Source organism: Streptomyces sp. NPDC046900, from assembly GCF_040644975.1.
Classification (GTDB): Bacteria; Actinomycetota; Actinomycetes; order Streptomycetales; family Streptomycetaceae; genus Streptomyces.
This window is the reverse complement of record NZ_JBEYXD010000016.1, coordinates 67,444-83,325: the sequence shown is the minus strand read 5'-3', so window position 1 is coordinate 83,325 and position 15,882 is coordinate 67,444. Positions and strand designations below refer to the sequence as shown.

11 protein-coding genes are annotated in these 15,882 nt (G+C 72.1%); 8 read left to right on the top strand and 3 right to left on the bottom strand.

What is annotated here, in order from left to right; genetic code table 11:
* Nucleotides 1-44 precede the first annotated feature (44 nt).
* Entirely contained in the window at nt 45-800 is a 756-nt protein-coding gene (locus tag ABZ904_RS18530; RefSeq protein WP_361824359.1) for a hypothetical protein, read from the bottom strand.
* Nucleotides 801-1,064: 264 nt separating this feature from the next.
* Here ABZ904_RS18530 and ggt point away from each other — a divergent pair, with 264 nt between their 5' ends.
* On the top strand, nt 1,065-2,864 hold the full coding sequence (gene ggt / locus ABZ904_RS18525; RefSeq protein WP_359398229.1) for a gamma-glutamyltransferase: 1,800 nt from the start codon (nt 1,065-1,067) through the stop codon (nt 2,862-2,864).
* 12 nt (nt 2,865-2,876) lie between these two features.
* On the opposite strand, the gene ABZ904_RS18520 is transcribed toward ggt, so the two are convergent.
* Both ABZ904_RS18520 and map read right to left on the bottom strand, forming a co-directional pair.
* Complete coding sequence (locus tag ABZ904_RS18520; RefSeq protein ID WP_359398227.1) at nt 2,877-5,531, bottom strand: ATP-dependent Clp protease ATP-binding subunit; 2,655 nt, start codon at nt 5,529-5,531, stop codon at nt 2,877-2,879.
* Nucleotides 5,532-5,796: 265 nt separating this feature from the next.
* Nucleotides 5,797-6,573, bottom strand: coding sequence for a type I methionyl aminopeptidase (map, locus tag ABZ904_RS18515; RefSeq protein ID WP_361824354.1), 777 nt, complete (start codon nt 6,571-6,573; stop codon nt 5,797-5,799).
* A gap of 73 nt (nt 6,574-6,646) precedes the next feature.
* Here map and ABZ904_RS18510 point away from each other — a divergent pair, with 73 nt between their 5' ends.
* The 7 genes from ABZ904_RS18510 (at nt 6,647) to hydA (ending at nt 15,874) form a co-directional block, all read left to right on the top strand.
* The gene (locus ABZ904_RS18510) at nt 6,647-6,898 is read left to right on the top strand and encodes a helix-turn-helix transcriptional regulator (RefSeq protein WP_359398223.1); all 252 of its coding nucleotides are present in this window, start codon (nt 6,647-6,649) and stop codon (nt 6,896-6,898) included.
* A gap of 157 nt (nt 6,899-7,055) precedes the next feature.
* Nucleotides 7,056-9,416: a hypothetical protein gene (locus ABZ904_RS18505; RefSeq protein WP_361824351.1), complete on the top strand. Its 2,361-nt coding sequence runs from the start codon at nt 7,056-7,058 to the stop codon at nt 9,414-9,416.
* 184 nt (nt 9,417-9,600) lie between these two features.
* A complete protein-coding gene (locus ABZ904_RS18500; RefSeq protein WP_359398219.1) occupies nt 9,601-10,443 on the top strand; it encodes a nitrilase-related carbon-nitrogen hydrolase in 843 nt (280 codons plus the stop codon).
* Nucleotides 10,440-11,723 (top strand): aspartate aminotransferase family protein, encoded by a 1,284-nt coding sequence (locus ABZ904_RS18495; protein ID WP_360994561.1) that lies wholly within the window; start codon nt 10,440-10,442, stop codon nt 11,721-11,723. The genes ABZ904_RS18500 and ABZ904_RS18495 overlap by 4 nt, the downstream gene beginning before the upstream one ends.
* A gap of 67 nt (nt 11,724-11,790) precedes the next feature.
* A complete protein-coding gene (locus tag ABZ904_RS18490; protein WP_359398215.1) occupies nt 11,791-13,350 on the top strand; it encodes a PucR family transcriptional regulator in 1,560 nt (519 codons plus the stop codon).
* Nucleotides 13,351-13,498: 148 nt separating this feature from the next.
* Complete coding sequence (locus ABZ904_RS18485; protein ID WP_359398213.1) at nt 13,499-14,341, top strand: nitrilase-related carbon-nitrogen hydrolase; 843 nt, start codon at nt 13,499-13,501, stop codon at nt 14,339-14,341.
* Between the two features lie 132 nt (nt 14,342-14,473).
* Nucleotides 14,474-15,874 carry a dihydropyrimidinase gene (gene hydA, locus ABZ904_RS18480; protein WP_361824346.1) on the top strand — a complete coding sequence of 467 codons (1,401 nt, stop codon included), beginning with the start codon at nt 14,474-14,476 and terminating at the stop codon, nt 15,872-15,874.
* The last annotated feature ends 8 nt before the right edge of the window (nt 15,875-15,882 follow it).

The following is a 15,882-nucleotide window of genomic DNA, read 5'->3' as shown; positions in this document are numbered from 1 at the left end:
CGGTAAGTTACGTGGGAGTAACGATTGTTGACGTGCGGACGGACCTAGGCGGCACGGTGGGAGTTACGGGGCGCCGGCACCGGAGCGGGAGCCTGGGCGGCCCGGGTGACGTCCTTCACCAGTTCGACCACATCCGGCCCGTACGCCTGCGAGTTGACGACCTTCAGCAGCAGGACGAAGGAGTTGCCGCCGTGCTTGCGCGCCAGTCGCTCGTGATGGCGCGCGAGATAGCGCGTCGCCGCCTGGTTGGTGATCGCGCGCTGGCCGCAGAACAGGAAGACCGGCCGCGCGCCGTTTCCCTGGTCCGCGGTGAGCCGCGCGAGGATCACGAACTCGGCCTTGCCGGCCTCCAGCCCGTAGCGCTCGCCGCCTATTCTGAACGCCCCGCGCTCCGGGCCCGGTTCGGGGTCGGTGTTCACCTCGATGCCCGGCAGCAGGGAGTGCAGATGCGCCGCCATCCGGCGGTTCGACGCCGGGCCGCCGACACAGAACTCGGTACGCTCACCGAAGCCCTGCTGGGCCGCGTCGTGCGCTATGACCTGGGCGTTGGCGCCGCAGTCCTTGATGAGCGCGGACAACTCCAGCAGCGCGAACACGTCGTGGCGCGTCACCGTCAGCTCGGGGCCGCCCGCGTCGCGGTTGACCACCAGCAGCGACTCGGAGTTGTCGGGCAGCCCGAAGAATGCCTGCTTGCGACGGAGTTTCCGCCTCCAGAGATACGTACGGGCCAGCCAGCCGAGGGCCGCGCTGATGCCGGCCGCGACCACTCCCAGGACGATATTGCGCACGTCGTCGTTCATGGGCGCGCATGGTAGCGGGCCAAGATGGACCGGTGTTCGATGGGACTGACGGGACCATGGCAATCCGGTTACGCTCGGCGGACGGTCGCGGCGAGTGAGCCAATGGGGCGCGCCGGTGTCGAGGGGCCATGGGACCGCCTCCCCTGCGAGCGAAACCGGGCGCGGGGGAGCGCGGAGACCTGAAGGGCTGAGCACAACCGGGCCCTGGACACCGGCTGTGGCACCCGGAGGCGAGCCCAGCCATGGAGGAGCCTGGAGGTACGAATGCGTCGCCCTGTCGCACGGAATCTAGCGGTCCTGGCGGTCTCAGCCGCCGTGGTGTCGGTGGGAGCGGCGGCCCCGCCGCAGGCCGCCCGCCCGGCTCCCGGGAAGGTCCCCGTGGCCGTGGGCTACGGCGGTGCCGTGTCCAGCGTCGACGCGGACGCCACCGCCGCCGGTATCGAGGTCCTCAGAAAGGGCGGCAACGCGGTGGACGCGGCGGTCGCCACGGCCGCCGCGCTCGGCGTCACCGAGCCTTACTCCGCGGGCATCGGCGGAGGCGGCTACTTCGTCTACTACGACGCCAAGTCGCGCACCGTCCACACGATCGACGGCCGGGAGACGGCCCCCCTCACCGCGGACTCCCGCCTCTTCGTGGAGAACGGCAAGGCGCTCGCCTTCGCCGACGCGGTCAGCAGCGGGCTGAGTGTGGGCACCCCGGGCACGGCCGCGACCTGGCAGAAGGCGCTGGACGAATGGGGCACCGAGCGGCTTCGCACCGTCCTGAAGCCGGCCGAGCGGATAGCCCGCGACGGGTTCACCGTCGACGACACCTTCCGCTCGCAGACCGCGTCCAACGAGACGCGCTTCCGGTACTTCCCGGACACGGCCGAGCTGTTCCTGCCGGGAGGGCAGCTCCCCGCGGTCGGCTCCAGCTTCAAGAACCCCGACCTCGCCCGGACCTACGAGGAGCTGGGCCGCAAGGGCATCGGCGCGATCTACCACGGCGACCTCGGCGAGGACATCGTCGCCACCGTGAACAAGCCGCCCGTCGACCCGGCCGCGGGCTGGAACGCCCGCCCGGGCAGGCTCTCCGAGCAGGACCTCGCGGCGTACCGCGCGAAGCTCCAGGCGCCCACGAGGACCTCGTACCGCGGCCTGGACGTCTACTCGATCGCGCCCTCCTCCTCCGGCGGCACGACGGTCGGCGAGGCCCTCAACATCCTGGAGCGGACAGACCTGTCCAAGGCGAGCGAGGTCCAGTACCTGCACCACTTCATCGAGGCGAGCCGCATCGCGTTCGCGGACCGGGGGCGCTGGGTCGGCGACCCCGTCTACGAGGACGTGCCGACGAAGGAGCTGCTGTCGCAGAAGTACGCCGACTCGCGCGCGTGCCTGATCAAGGACGACGCGGTGCTCACGAGCCCGCTCGCGCCCGGCGACCCCCGCCACCCGGCGGCCTGCGGCAGCGGCGGCAAAGCGGCCCCCACCACGTACGAGGGTGACAACACCACTCACCTCACGGTCGCCGACAAGTGGGGCAACGTCGTCTCCTACACGCTCACCATCGAGCAGACCGGCGGCAGCGCGATCACCGTCCCGGGCCGCGGCTTCCTCCTCAACAACGAGCTCACGGACTTCTCCTTCACGCCCGCCGACCCGGCCGTCCACGACCCGAACCTGCCCGGCCCCGGCAAGCGCCCGCGCTCCTCGATCTCGCCGACGATCGTGCTCGACAAGCAGGGCCGGCCGGTCGTGGCGCTCGGCTCGCCCGGCGGCGCCACCATCATCACGACCGTGCTGCAGACCCTGACCGGCTTCCTCGACCGGCATCTGCCGCTCGTGGACGCGATCGCCGCACCGCGGGCCAGCCAGCGCAACGCCGCCCAGACCGAACTCGAACCCGCCCTCTACGACAGTCCCCTGCGCGCGCAGCTCGAGGCGATCGGCCACTCCTTCAAGCTGAATCCGGAGATCGGCGCCGCCACCGGTGTGCAGCGGCTGCCCGGCGGCAAGTGGCTCGCGGCGGCCGAGACGGTGCGGCGCGGCGGCGGGTCCGCCATGGTGGTGAACCCGGCGCCGTAGCCGCCACGCGGCTCACTCGGGGCGGGCGGCCCCGTTCCCTTCGGGGCGGGCCGTCTCGCCGCCCTGCACGGCCGGGGGTGCCGTGGCCGGCTCCGTGGCGGTGCCCTGGGGCGCGGAGCCCGTCCCGTCCGACCGTGCGGCGGGCGGCTCGGTGCGGAAGACGAGTTCGCCTTCCGCGACGTCCACCACGACCCGGCCGTCCCGCTCGATTCGGCCGTCCAGCAGCAGCCGGGAGAGCTGGTTGTCGACCTCCCGCTGGATGGTGCGGCGCAGCGGCCGGGCACCGTACTCCGGCTGGAAGCCGCGCTGTGCCAGCCAGTCGACGGCCGCCTCGGTGAACGTGACGTGGATGTCCTGGGCGTGCAGCCGGCGGCGTGTCTTGTCGAGCATCAGGTCCGTGATGCGCCGCAGCTGCTCGGCCGTCAGCTGCCGGAAGATCACGATCTCGTCGATGCGGTTGAGGAACTCGGGCCGGAAGTGCTCGCGCAGCGGACGCAGGATCTGCTCCCGGCGCGCCTCCTCGTCCGCGTCCGGGCCGCCCGGACCGAACCCGATGCCCGCGCCGCGCCGGGTGATGGCCTCGGAGCCGAGGTTGCTGGTCATGACGATGACCGTGTTGGTGAAGTCCACCGTGCGGCCCTGGGCGTCGGTGAGCCGGCCGTCGTCGAGGACCTGGAGCAGGATGTTGAAGACGTCCGGGTGCGCCTTCTCGACCTCGTCGAGCAGCAGCAGCGAGTACGGGTGCCGCCGTACCACCTCGGTGAGCTGGCCCGCCTCCTCGTGGCCGACGTACCCGGGCGGGGCGCCGACCAGGCGGCTGACGGTGTGCCGCTCCTGGTACTCGCTCATGTCGAGCCGCACCATGCGCTCCTCGCTGCCGAACAGCACCTCGGCCAGCGCGCGGGCCAGTTCGGTCTTGCCGACGCCGGTCGGACCGAGGAAGAGGAAGCTGCCGATCGGCCGTTCGGGGCTGGACAGACCCGCGCGAGAGCGCAGCACCGAGTCGGCGACCACGCTGACCGCCTCGTCCTGCCCGACGACCCGCTGGTGCAGATGCTGTTCGAGCTGGAGCAGCCGTTCTTTCTCCTCCTCGGTGAGCCGGCTGACCGGGATTCCGGTGAGCCGGGAGACGACCTCGGCGATGGCCTCGGCGGTCACCTCCAGGTGCTGGCCCTCGTCGGCCTGGGTGTCTCCGGAGGCCTGCCCGATCCGCTCCTTCAGCCCGGTGATCCGGTCCCGCAACTGCGTGGCCTGCTCGTACTGCTCGTCGGCCACCGCCTGGTCCTTGTCCCTGGTCAGCTGTTCGACCTCGCGCTCCATGGCCCGTACGTCCGTGCCCTTGGTCCGGGCGCGCAGCCGCACCCGGGCCCCGGCCTGGTCGATGAGGTCGATCGCCTTGTCCGGCAGATGACGGTCGGTGAGATAGCGGTCGGACAGTTCGACGGCCGCGACCAGCGCCTCGTCGGTGTAGCGGACCTGGTGGTGCGCCTCGTAGCGGTCGCGCAGTCCGCGCAGGATCTCGATGGCGTCCGTGACGGACGGCTCGGGAACCAGGATCGGCTGGAAACGGCGGGCCAGCGCCGCGTCCTTCTCGATACGGCGGTACTCCACCAGCGTGGTGGCGCCCACGACATGCAGTTCACCGCGGGCCAGGGCGGGCTTGAGTATGTTGCCCGCGTCCATGGACCCGCCCTCCGTACCGCCGCCACCGGCGCCCACCACGGTGTGCAGCTCGTCGATGAAGACGATCAATTCGTCCGAGTGCGCGCGGATCTCGCCCACGATGTTGTTGAGCCGCTCCTCGAAGTCGCCCCGGTAGCGGGTGCCGGCGACCACCCCGGTCAGGTCCAGGGCGACGACCCGGCGGCCGAGGAGGATGTCGGGCACGTCGCCGTCGGCGATGCGCTGGGCGAGTCCCTCCACGATGGCGGTCTTGCCGACGCCCGCGTCACCGATGAGCACGGGGTTGTTCTTGCCCCGGCGGGAGAGCACCTCGATGGTCTGCTCGATCTCCTCGTCCCGCCCGATCACCGGGTCGATACGGCCCTGGCGCGCGAGGCCGGTGAGATCGTGGCCGTACTTGTCGAGAGTGGGGGTCGGGCTGGGCCGCGGCCGCTCCGGATGCGCCTGCGCGGCCTCCCCGACCTCGGGCGGCGGGGAGGGAGGCGCGAAGTGCGCGGAGTGCAGGATGTGCCCGGCGGCCGAGTCCGGGTTCGCGGCCAGGGCGCTGAGCACATGTTCCGGGCCGATGTACCCGGCGCCGCTCGCCCGGGCCAGTTCGTGCGCGTCCAGCAGGGCGCGTTTGACGGCGGGCGTCAGGGAGAGCGAGGTGGGCGGCGGCGCCTCGCGCGAGCCCTGGGGCGGCCCGGACCGCTGGTCGATCTCCGTCGCCAGTGAGTCGGGATCCGTTCCGGCACGGCTGAGCAGGCTCCGGGTGGGTTCGGCGGCGAGCGCGGCGCGCAGAAGGTGCTGGGTGTCGAGATCGCGGCTGCCGTGCTGGGCCGCGTACTGCGCCGCCCCGACGACCAGTTGCCGGGCGGGCTCGCTCAGCAGCCGTCCGAGATCGATCTGCCGGGGACCGGGACGCTGTCCGCCGAAGATCCGGGAGAAGAACTCTGCGAAGGGGTCCGAGCCGTAGCCCTGCGGACCGTTGAACCCGCTGGTCATGGCCATCCGTTCCGGCGTCCCGGCGGGGCCCGGGACACGCTCGTTGATCGACGTGCCGGTGCCGGGTGCCCGGGCGGGGCCCGGCTACACCTGTGGGGCGCGCCTGCCGCTCGTACCACGATGGCACGATCCCCTGCGGCGGGCACCTCCGGAGCCGCGTGCCGGGAGGCCGCCTGCGATCTCCGCGGCGCTCGTGGCCGAACGGGTCCGCGCAGCTCCGCCGCAGGTCCCACGGACGCCGTACGCGTCACGGCGGCTCGCTCCCTCAAGAGGCCTGCCGTGCGGTGAGGACCCGCGGGCCCGCGGCCGTGATCGCCACCGTGTGTTCCGTGTGCGCGGCACGGGAGCCGTCGTCCGTGCACAGGGTCCAGCCGTCGGGGGCCGCGTGATAGCTGTCCGTGCCGCCGCCGATGAGCATGGGCTCGATGGCCAGGACCATGCCGTGGCGCAGCCGGAGTCCGCGGCCCGGGCGGCCCTCGTTCGGGACCGCGGGATCCTCGTGCATCCTGCGGCCCACACCGTGCCCGCCGAAATCGTCCATGATGCCGTACCCGGCGGCCCGGCACACCGAGCCGATCGCATGGGCGATGTCCCCGATGCGGTTGCCGACGACGGCCGCCTCGATGCCGGCCGCGAGTGCCCGCTCCGCGGTCTCGACCAGCCGCAGGTCCTCGGGCCGGGGCCTGCCCACGACGAAGCTGATCGCCGAGTCCCCGACCCAGCCGTCCAGTTCGGCGCCGCAGTCGATGGAGACCAGGTCGCCGTCGCGCAGCCGGTAGCCATCCGGGATCCCGTGCACGATCGCGTCGTTGACGGACGCGCAGATGACCGCCGGGAAGGGGGTCGGCGCGAAGGAGGGGCGGTAGCCGAGGAACGGCGAGCGCGCACCCGCGTGGCGCAGCACCCCGTGGGCCACCTCGTCCAGTTCCAGCAGGGAGACGCCCACGCCGGCGGCGTTCCGCACCGCCGTGAGGGCTCGGCCGACGACCTGCCCTGCCGCGTGCATGGCATCGATCGACGGATCTGTCTTGAGTTCCACCATGCCAATTACTATACCGCAGAATGCCAATTACTATACCGGTCGCGCTATGGAGGACCGGTATTAGAATGGGCGCATGGTACGCAACCCGTTGACCCCCGAAGAGCGCGAACGCGGCGAGCGGCTCGGGCTGTTGCTGCGCGAGGCCCGCGGGCCTCGCAGCATGGCGGAGGTGGCCGCGGGCGCCGGGATCTCCGCCGAGACCCTCCGCAAGATCGAGACCGGGCGCGCACCGACCCCCGCGTTCTTCACGGTCGCGGCGCTGGCCCGGGTGCTCGGCCTGTCCCTGGACGAACTCGTCGGACTGTGCGCGCCGGTGGCGGCCTGAACCGCGGACGCCCCCCGTCGGCCGGCGGGGGCGCACAGGGCCCGGGACGCGCCCGTGAGGTTGTCCGGGCGCGGCCTGAAAACTCCCTGTAGCCGATCCGTAACACAGCTGGTGTTTTGTACCGGACCGGGATAGTCCACTCGGGCGGGAGCTGGCGATGGCTGTGGATCGACTTCCGGGCGGGGTGCGGGAATTCGCGGACTACCTGAACGCGCTGCTGACACGGCTCGACCAGGGCGGCGGCTGGTGCGGAGTGTTCTGGCAGCGCGACCCGGAGGGGATGCGGGCCTGCCTCGACGGGCGGGAAGTGCCGCCCTGGGACGTCGTGGAGGCGCTGCTGCACGACCTCGGAGCGGCATACGGTCCCGAGGCCGCCACCGGGGAGGCCGAGCGGGCGTGGACGCTGCACGGTGCCTCGCTCGCCGCGTACGACGCCCGGCCCGGCGGCAGGGACGCCCTCGAGCACCGGCTCGATGTGATGCTCCGCGAGCAGCGCTGTGCGGCCGATCGTCAGGCGGACCTCGGCCGCCGGCTCGAGACCGCCGCGACGCGCGAGGAGGCCGACTCACTCCGTCTCGACCTGGCCTGGGCCCACGACGACCACGAACGCGCCACGGCCCGCTGCGCGGAACTCCGTCGCCGCATGGAAGCCCCCGACCACCGCGCCACGCGTCCGCTCGCCGAGGGCGCGGGTGATTTCCGGGCGGCAGCCGCCGGGGACGGCGGGTGGCCGGGGGAGACCGGGCGCGATGCGGTGCGCGGGAGGGAGGGCCAGGGGGACCGGGGCGCCTCGGGTCCGCTCTCCCGGGGTGCGGGTGATTTCCGGGAGACCGGCCCCGTGGACGGCGGGCGGCCGAGGGAGACCGGAGGCGACGCGGTGCGCGGGAGGGAGGGCCAGGGGGACCGGGGTGCCTCGGGTCCGCTCTCCCGGGGTGCGGGTGATTTCCGGGCGGCGGGCGCTGTGGACGGCGGGTGGCGGGGGGAGACCGGGGGCGGGAGGCAGGGCTACGGCGACCGGGGTGCCTCGGGCCCACTCTCCCGGGGTGCGGGTGATTTCCGGGCGGCGGGCGCTGTGGACGGCGGGTGGCGGGGGGAGACCGGGGGCGGGAGGCAGGGCTACGGCGACCGGGGTGCCTCGGGCCCACTCTCCCCGGGTGCGGGTGATTTCCGGGCGCCTGGCCCCGTGGACGGCGAGAGGCCGGGGGAGACGGCGAGCACGGCAGTGCGCGGGACGGACCGGGATGGCGAAGTGTTCGGCCGGGGCGCCGAGGGCCACCCGGTCGGTGGCGGCGGGTGGCCGGAAGGCCGTGGGGCGAGCGGGCCGAGGGGTGCTGGTGCGGAGTGGCCGGAGGGCCGTGCGGCGAGTGGGCCCGATGCCGCCCGTGGTGACCCGGGCGATGTTCGAACGGAGTGGCCGGAGGCCCACCGCGTGGCTCCGGCACGGTGGCCGGAGGGCCGGGATGCGTCCGGCGTGCCGGTCAGCGGACCCGGTCGGCCCGCCGGGAGTGACGCCAGCGGTCCCGGCGCAGGTGCGCAGGCCCCTTCCGTGGAGGCGCGACGGGAACCGCCCAGGGTGGAGGGCACCGCGGCCGACGGTGGGTTCGCGACCGCGGGGCCTCGGGCCGGTGGTGGCTTCGTGTGGCCGGACGGCCGGCCCGGCCACGAGGGGCACGGGTCCGGCTCTCGCGCCGGCGGCCGGCCACCGGCCGATTCGGCCGCACCCGACCCGCCCGTCGCCGAAGAGCCCCACCCGGCGCGCGGGCAGTCCGAGGCCCCCGTCAAGCAGCGCGCCCGGCGCCGCCCCCGCGGCAGCGCGCGATTCGCCGGCGTGATGGACGTACACGAGGCGTCCGCGGGTACCGTGCCCGTGCCCGTGCCCGTGCCCGCGCCCGCCACGAGCCGTCGCGGCCCGCGCGGCGCCCGCTTCGCCGGGGCCACGGCTGCCGGGCCCCCGGCGGATTCCCCGTCACGCCGGGACGTCCCCGACGAGACGGACCGGCGCCTCACCGCCGAGACCGTCGCGGCCCTCACCCGGTTACGCGCGGAGGGCCGCAGCGGCGAGGCGCACGCCCTGCTCGTCGAGGCCGCCCACTGGCAGCCCGCCCGCTACCCGCTGCTCGCCGACGAACTGCACCGAGCGGGACTCCACGCGGACTGGACCACTCTTCTGTGGGAGGCAGCCTCGCTGTCCGTCGCAGGCCTGGTCGCCGCCGCTGACGCGCTCACCTCGGCAGACCGGACCGCGGACGGCGAGCAGATGCTCCGCCAGGGCGTGGTGCGCCCCGCCGGGGAGATCGGCGAGGCCGTGCTCGGGCTGAGCGAGGAGCGCCGGCACCGCGAGGTCCGCGCCCTTCTCGACGTATACGTACGTGCCCGTACGCCGGAGGAGGCGGCCCGCAGTGCCGCGCCGGACCCGCAGCGGCTCGTCCCGCTGCTTCTGGAGGCGGCCCGAGGGGTCTCCGACCAGAGGCACTGGGATCTCGTCCATGCCCTCAGAGTCGCCGGACTCACCGCTTGAGCGGCCCGCGGGCCCTCGGGGCACTCACCCGCAGGGGTGCGAAACATGATCGACTCAGCGGGTTGACGACGATGGTCTTGGCAAGGCCGTCCCTGAGGCTTACGTTCGAGCCTCTACCACCTGTGTCTACGGGCGTAGAGGCTCTGACGTCCCTGCGGCGGACAACAGGCAAAGGAGCGGCACCATGGCCCACGTCGTACGCGCCGCACTGGTCCAGGCGACCTGGACCGGTGACACCGAATCCATGATCGCCAAACATGTGGAGCACGCCCGCGAGGCGGCCCGGCAGGGCGCGAAGATCATCGGCTTCCAGGAAGTCTTCAACACCCCCTACTTCTGCCAGGTCCAGGAGCCCGAGCACTACCGCTGGGCCGAGCCGGTGCCGGACGGCCCCACGGTCACCCGAATGCAGGAACTGGCCCGCGAGACCGGGATGGTGATCGTCGTCCCCGTCTTCGAGCTCGAGCAGTCCGGCTTCTACTACAACACCGCGGCCGTGATCGACGCGGACGGCAGCTACCTCGGCAAGTACCGCAAGCACCACATCCCGCAGGTGAAGGGCTTCTGGGAGAAGTACTACTTCAAACCGGGCAACCTCGGCTGGCCCGTCTTCGACACCGCGGTCGGCAGGGTCGGCGTGTACATCTGCTACGACCGCCACTTCCCGGAGGGCTGGCGGCAACTCGGACTCAACGGCGCCCAGTTGGTGTACAACCCGTCCGCCACCTCGCGCGGCCTGTCCGCCTATCTCTGGCAGCTCGAACAGCCCGCCGCCGCCGTCGCCAACGAGTACTTCATCGCCGCCATCAACCGCGTCGGCCGGGAGGAGTACGGCGACAACGACTTCTACGGAACGAGCTACTTCGTCGACCCGCGTGGGCAGTTCGTGGGGGAGGTCGCCGACGACAAGGAGGAGGAGCTCGTCGTCCGGGACCTCGACTTCGATCTCATCGAAGAAGTGCGGCAGCAGTGGGCGTTCTACCGCGACCGCCGCCCCGACGCGTACGAAGGACTGGTGAAGCCGTGAGTGACCTGCACGCCCGCCACAGGGCCGTCCTGCCCGACTGGCTGGCCCTCTACTACAAGGAGCCCCTGGAGATCACCCATGGCGAGGGCCGCCATGTCTGGGGCGGCGACGGGAAGAGGTACCTCGACTTCTTCGGCGGCATCCTCACCACGATGACCGCGCACGCGCTGCCGGAGGTCACCAAGGCGGTGACCGAGCAGGCCGGGCGGATCCTGCACTCCTCGACCCTCTACCTCAACCGACCGATGGTCGAACTCGCCGAGCGTATCGCCCAGTTGAGCGGCATCCCGGACGCCCGTGTCTTCTTCACCACGTCCGGCACCGAGGCCAACGACACCGCCCTGCTGCTCGCGACCACGTACCGGCGCAGCAACCAGATCCTGGCGATGCGCAACAGCTACCACGGCCGTTCCTTCAGCGCGGTCGGCATCACCGGCAACCGCGGCTGGTCCCCGACCTCGCTGTCCCCGCTGCAGACCCTGTACGTCCACGGCGGCGTCCGCACCCGCGGCCCGTTCGCCCACCTGAGCGACGCCGAGTTCATCGCGGCCTGCGTCGAGGACCTCAAGGACCTGCTCGGGCACACACGGCCGCCCGCAGCGCTGATCGCCGAGCCCATCCAGGGCGTCGGCGGCTTCACCTCGCCGCCGGACGGGCTGTACGCGGCCTTCCGCGACGTGCTCCAGGAGCACGGCATCCTGTGGATCGCCGACGAGGTGCAGACCGGCTGGGGCCGCACCGGCGACCACTTCTGGGGCTGGCAGGCCCACGGCCGCTGCGGACCGCCGGACATGCTCACCTTCGCCAAGGGCATCGGCAACGGCATGTCCATCGGCGGTGTCGTCGCCCGCGCTGACATCATGAACTGCCTGGACGCCAACTCCATCTCGACGTTCGGCGGCACCCAGATCACGATGGCGGCAGGTCTCGCCAACCTCTCGTATCTGCTGGAGCACGACCTGCAGGGCAACGCCCGGCGCGTGGGCGGGCTGCTGCTGGAGCGCCTGCGGGCCGTCGCCGCGCAGCTGCCGGCCGTACGGGAGGTGCGCGGACGCGGCCTGATGATCGGCGTCGAGCTGGTGCGGCCGGGCACCGACCAGGCCGACCCGGACGCGGCGTCCGCGGTGCTCGAGGCGGCCCGCGAGGGCGGTCTGCTGATCGGCAAGGGCGGCGGCCACAACACCAGCGTGCTGCGCGTCGCCCCACCGCTCACGCTCACCGTCGCGGAGGCCGAAGAGGGCGCCGCGATCCTCGAGCGAGCCCTGGCGAGCGTCCACTGATGGTCCAGCCCCTCGACAGCGCCGTCACGAGGTGTCTTCGGTAAGACCAGAGCAAGGGAAGACAGCCATGACCACCGCCTTGGAACCCGCCCTGTCGGTACGCCAGGTTCTCACGCTGGACCGGGTGCTCGCCGGAGAGCCCGAGGTGGTGGCCGGCGCGGCGAACCTCGACCGGCCGGTGCGCTGGGTGCACGTCGCCGAGGCCGCCGACGTCGGGGTGATGCTCACCGGCGGCGAGATGGTCCTGACCACCGGGGTGCTGCTCGCCGGCGACGAGGACAAGCAGACCGACTACATCCGCTCCCTGCACCGCGCGGAGGCCGCGGCCGTCGTCCTCGGACTCGGCCGCGCCTTCCCCACGCCGCCGGACGTGATGCGCCGGGCGGCCGAACGCTGCGGACTGCCCATGGTGGTCCTGCACCGGCCCTTCCCGTTCGCCGAACTGACCGAGGAGGTCCAGTCCCGGCTCGTGCGGCGGAATTTCGCGGCCGTGAGCCTGTCGGAGTCCGTCCGTACGGCGCTGACCGGACTCATCACGGCCTGCGCCCCGCTGCAGCGGCTGCTCGACGAGATCGCCGTGCACGCCGGCTGTCCCGTGATCCTCGCCAACCTCGCGCACCGCGTGCTCGCGACGGCGGGGGAGCGGTCCGCGGTGGACGACGTGCTGCGCGACTGGGAGCGCATCGCCCGGCAGGCGGGCGGCACCGAGGGCGACGGCTGGGTCCGCGCCGAACTGGGCGGGCGCGGCGAGCGCTGGGGCCGGATCGTGCTGTGCGGCTACCGCGGCGACAGCCCTATCGGGAGCCTCCTCGCCGAGCGCGCGGCCGAGGCCCTCGTCCTGCACCGCATGCTCGGCGGCTCGGTGCACAGCTGGGAGGAGCAGTCCGCCCAGAGCCTGCTGACGGACCTCGTCTTCGGCGTGGTGCCGGCCCGTCAGCTGCTGCCGCGGGCGCGTGCCGCCGGACTGCCCGTCAACCGCCGTACCTTCGTCCCGCTCGTGGTCCGCGACGGGGACCCGGCCCATCTGGACCGGATGCTGCGTCTGCTCGGGCTCTCCGGGCTCGTCGCCGAACTCGCCGACGGGGCCACCGCCGTGCTGCTCAGCCTCCCCCGCGACCAGGACGCCGAGGCGCTTACCGCCCACTTCGCCGCCCGGCTGAGGACGGAGTCGGTCTCGGGCGGAACGGTCGTCGCGGCGGCCGACGCGCGTGCCGCCTGGGAGGACGTACCCGCCGGGCTGCGCGAGGCCCGGCATGTGGCCGACGCCGTCGCCGGGCATTCGGCCGCGCTCGACCTGCCGCCGGTGGTCCGGCTCAGGGACGTCCATCTGCGCGGCCTGATCCGGCTGCTGCGCGACGACCCGCACGTCCAGTCCTTCGCCGAGCGGGAACTCGACGGACTGCTGTGCGGGCGCGACGCCGAGCAGGAGCTTCTGCCGGTGCTGCGGACGTATCTCGCCACCGGCCGCAACAAGTCCCGCACCGCCCAGCTCCACCACGTCAGCCGTCCCGCCCTCTACCGCAGGCTGGAGGCCATCCAGGCCCGCCTCGGGGTCGATCTCGACGACTTCGAACAGGCCGCCTCCGTGCACATCGCGCTGCTCGCGCACGACGCCCAACAGGGGTGAAACACCGTGGAAAAGTGCGGGAAACCAATGTGTACGAGCGGGGTTGACACCGTGCAACGCAGGGCGCCCGCAGACGTGACACGGTGCAACTCAAAGCGGCCCGCACGGCTTCCTAAGCTCACCGCACACCGAGCGACCGGAGGTCCCGATGAGCAGAGTGATCCGTGCCGCCGTCTTCCAGACCGCCTGGACGGGCGACAAGGAATCGATGATCCAGGTCCACGAGCAGGCGGCCCGCGACGCGGCCGCGCAGGGTGCTCAGGTCCTGTGCTTCCAGGAGCTGTTCTACGGGCCGTACTTCTGCCAGGTCCAGGACCCGGCGTTCTACGAGTACGCCGAGCGGATTCCGGACGGCCCGATCGTCAAGCGCTTCCAGGCGCTGGCGAAGGAGCTGGGCATCGTACTGGTGCTGCCCATGTACGAGGAGGAGCAGCCCGGCGTCCTCTACAACACCGCGGCGGTGATCGACGCCGACGGCTCGTACCTCGGCAAGTACCGCAAGACCCACATTCCGCAGGTGAAGGGCTTCTGGGAGAAGTTCTACTTCCGTCCCGGCAACTCCGGCTGGCCCGTCTTCGACACCAAGGTGGGCCGGATCGGCGTCTACATCTGCTACGACCGCCACTTCCCGGAGGGTTGGCGGGCCCTCGGCCTCGCGGGCGCCGAGATCGTGTTCAACCCGTCGGCCACCTCGCGCGGCCTCTCCGGCTATCTCTGGCAGCTGGAGCAGCCGGCCGCGGCCGTGGCCAACGAGTACTTCGTGGGTGCGATCAACCGGGTGGGCGTCGAGGAGCTGGGCGACAACGACTTCTACGGGACCTCGTACTTCGTGGACCCCGAGGCGCAGTTCGTCGGCGAGGTGGCGAGCGACAAGGAGACCGAGCTCGTCGTGCGCGACCTCGATCTGGCCAAGCTGCGCGAGGTCCGTGACCGCTGGCAGTTCTACCGCGACCGCGCCCCGGGCACGTACGGCCCGCTGACCGCGCCGTAACGGGCGAAGGTACCCCCGCGCCCCTGAAGAGGGGCGCGGGGCAGGCCCGGCATGCGGCTCCGCCGCGTGGGCGCGACAAGCCACAGACAACCCGCACTTCTCACGACCGCCGTCAACGCCCGGAGGGTGAGCATGACTCGTACCGTCATCCGCGGTGGCCTCGTCATCACCGCGTCCGACGAGATCCACGCCGACGTCCTGATCGAGGACGGCCGCATCGCCGCCCTCGCCGCGACCGGCACCCCGGCCGCCGAGGCCTTCACGGCCGAGCGGACCATAGACGCCACCGGCAAGTACGTCATCCCGGGCGGCGTCGACGCCCACACCCATATGGAGCTGCCGTTCGGCGGCACCTTCGCCTCCGACACCTTCGAGACCGGGACCCGGGCCGCCGCCTGGGGCGGGACCACGACCATCGTGGACTTCGCCGTGCAGAGCGTCGGCCACACCCTGCGCGAGGGCCTGGACGCCTGGCACGCCAAGGCCGAGGGCAACTGCGCCGTCGACTACGGCTTCCACATGATCGTCTCCGATGTCAACGAGGAGACGCTCAAGGAGATGGATCTGCTGGTCGAGGAGGGCGTCACCTCCTTCAAGCAGTTCATGGCCTACCCCGGCGTCTTCTACAGCGACGACGGCCAGATCCTGCGCGCCATGCAACGTTCCGCCGAGAACGGCGGCCTGATCATGATGCACGCCGAGAACGGCATCGCGATCGACGTGCTGGTCGAACAGGCACTGGCCCGCGGCGAGACCGACCCGCGCTACCACGGTGAGGTCCGCAAGGCCCTGCTGGAGGCCGAGGCCACCCACCGCGCCATCAAGCTCGCTCAGGTCGCCGGCGCGCTGCTGTACGTCGTGCACGTCTCGGCGCAGGAGGCGGTCGCCGAGCTGGCCAGGGCACGGGACGAGGGACTCAACGTCTTCGGCGAGACGTGCCCCCAGTACCTCTTCCTGTCCACCGACAACCTCGCCGAGCCGGACTTCGAGGGCGCGAAGTACGTGTGCAGCACGCCGCTTCGCCCCAAGGAGCACCAGGCGGCCCTGTGGAAGGGGCTGCGCACCAACGACCTCCAGGTGGTCTCCACCGACCACTGTCCCTTCTGCTTCGTGGGCCAGAAGGAGCTGGGCCGGGGCGACTTCTCGAAGATTCCCAACGGAATGCCCGGCGTCGAGAACCGTATGGACCTGCTCCACCAGGCCGTCGTCGACGGGCACATCTCCCGCCGCCGCTGGATCGAGATCGCCTGCGCCGCCCCGGCCCGCATGTTCGGGCTCTACCCGAAGAAGGGCACCATCGCCCCGGGCGCGGACGCCGACGTCGTCATCTACGACCCGCACGCCGAGCAGGTCATGTCCGCCGAGACCCACCACATGAACGTCGACTACTCGGCGTACGAGGGCAAGCGCACCACCGGCCGGGTCGAGACCGTCCTCTCGCGCGGGGAGCCCGTCATCACCGACCGGGAGTTCACCGGACACGCGGGCCACGGCGTCTACACCCCGCGCTCCACCTGTCAGTACCTCAACTAGGAGTGGCG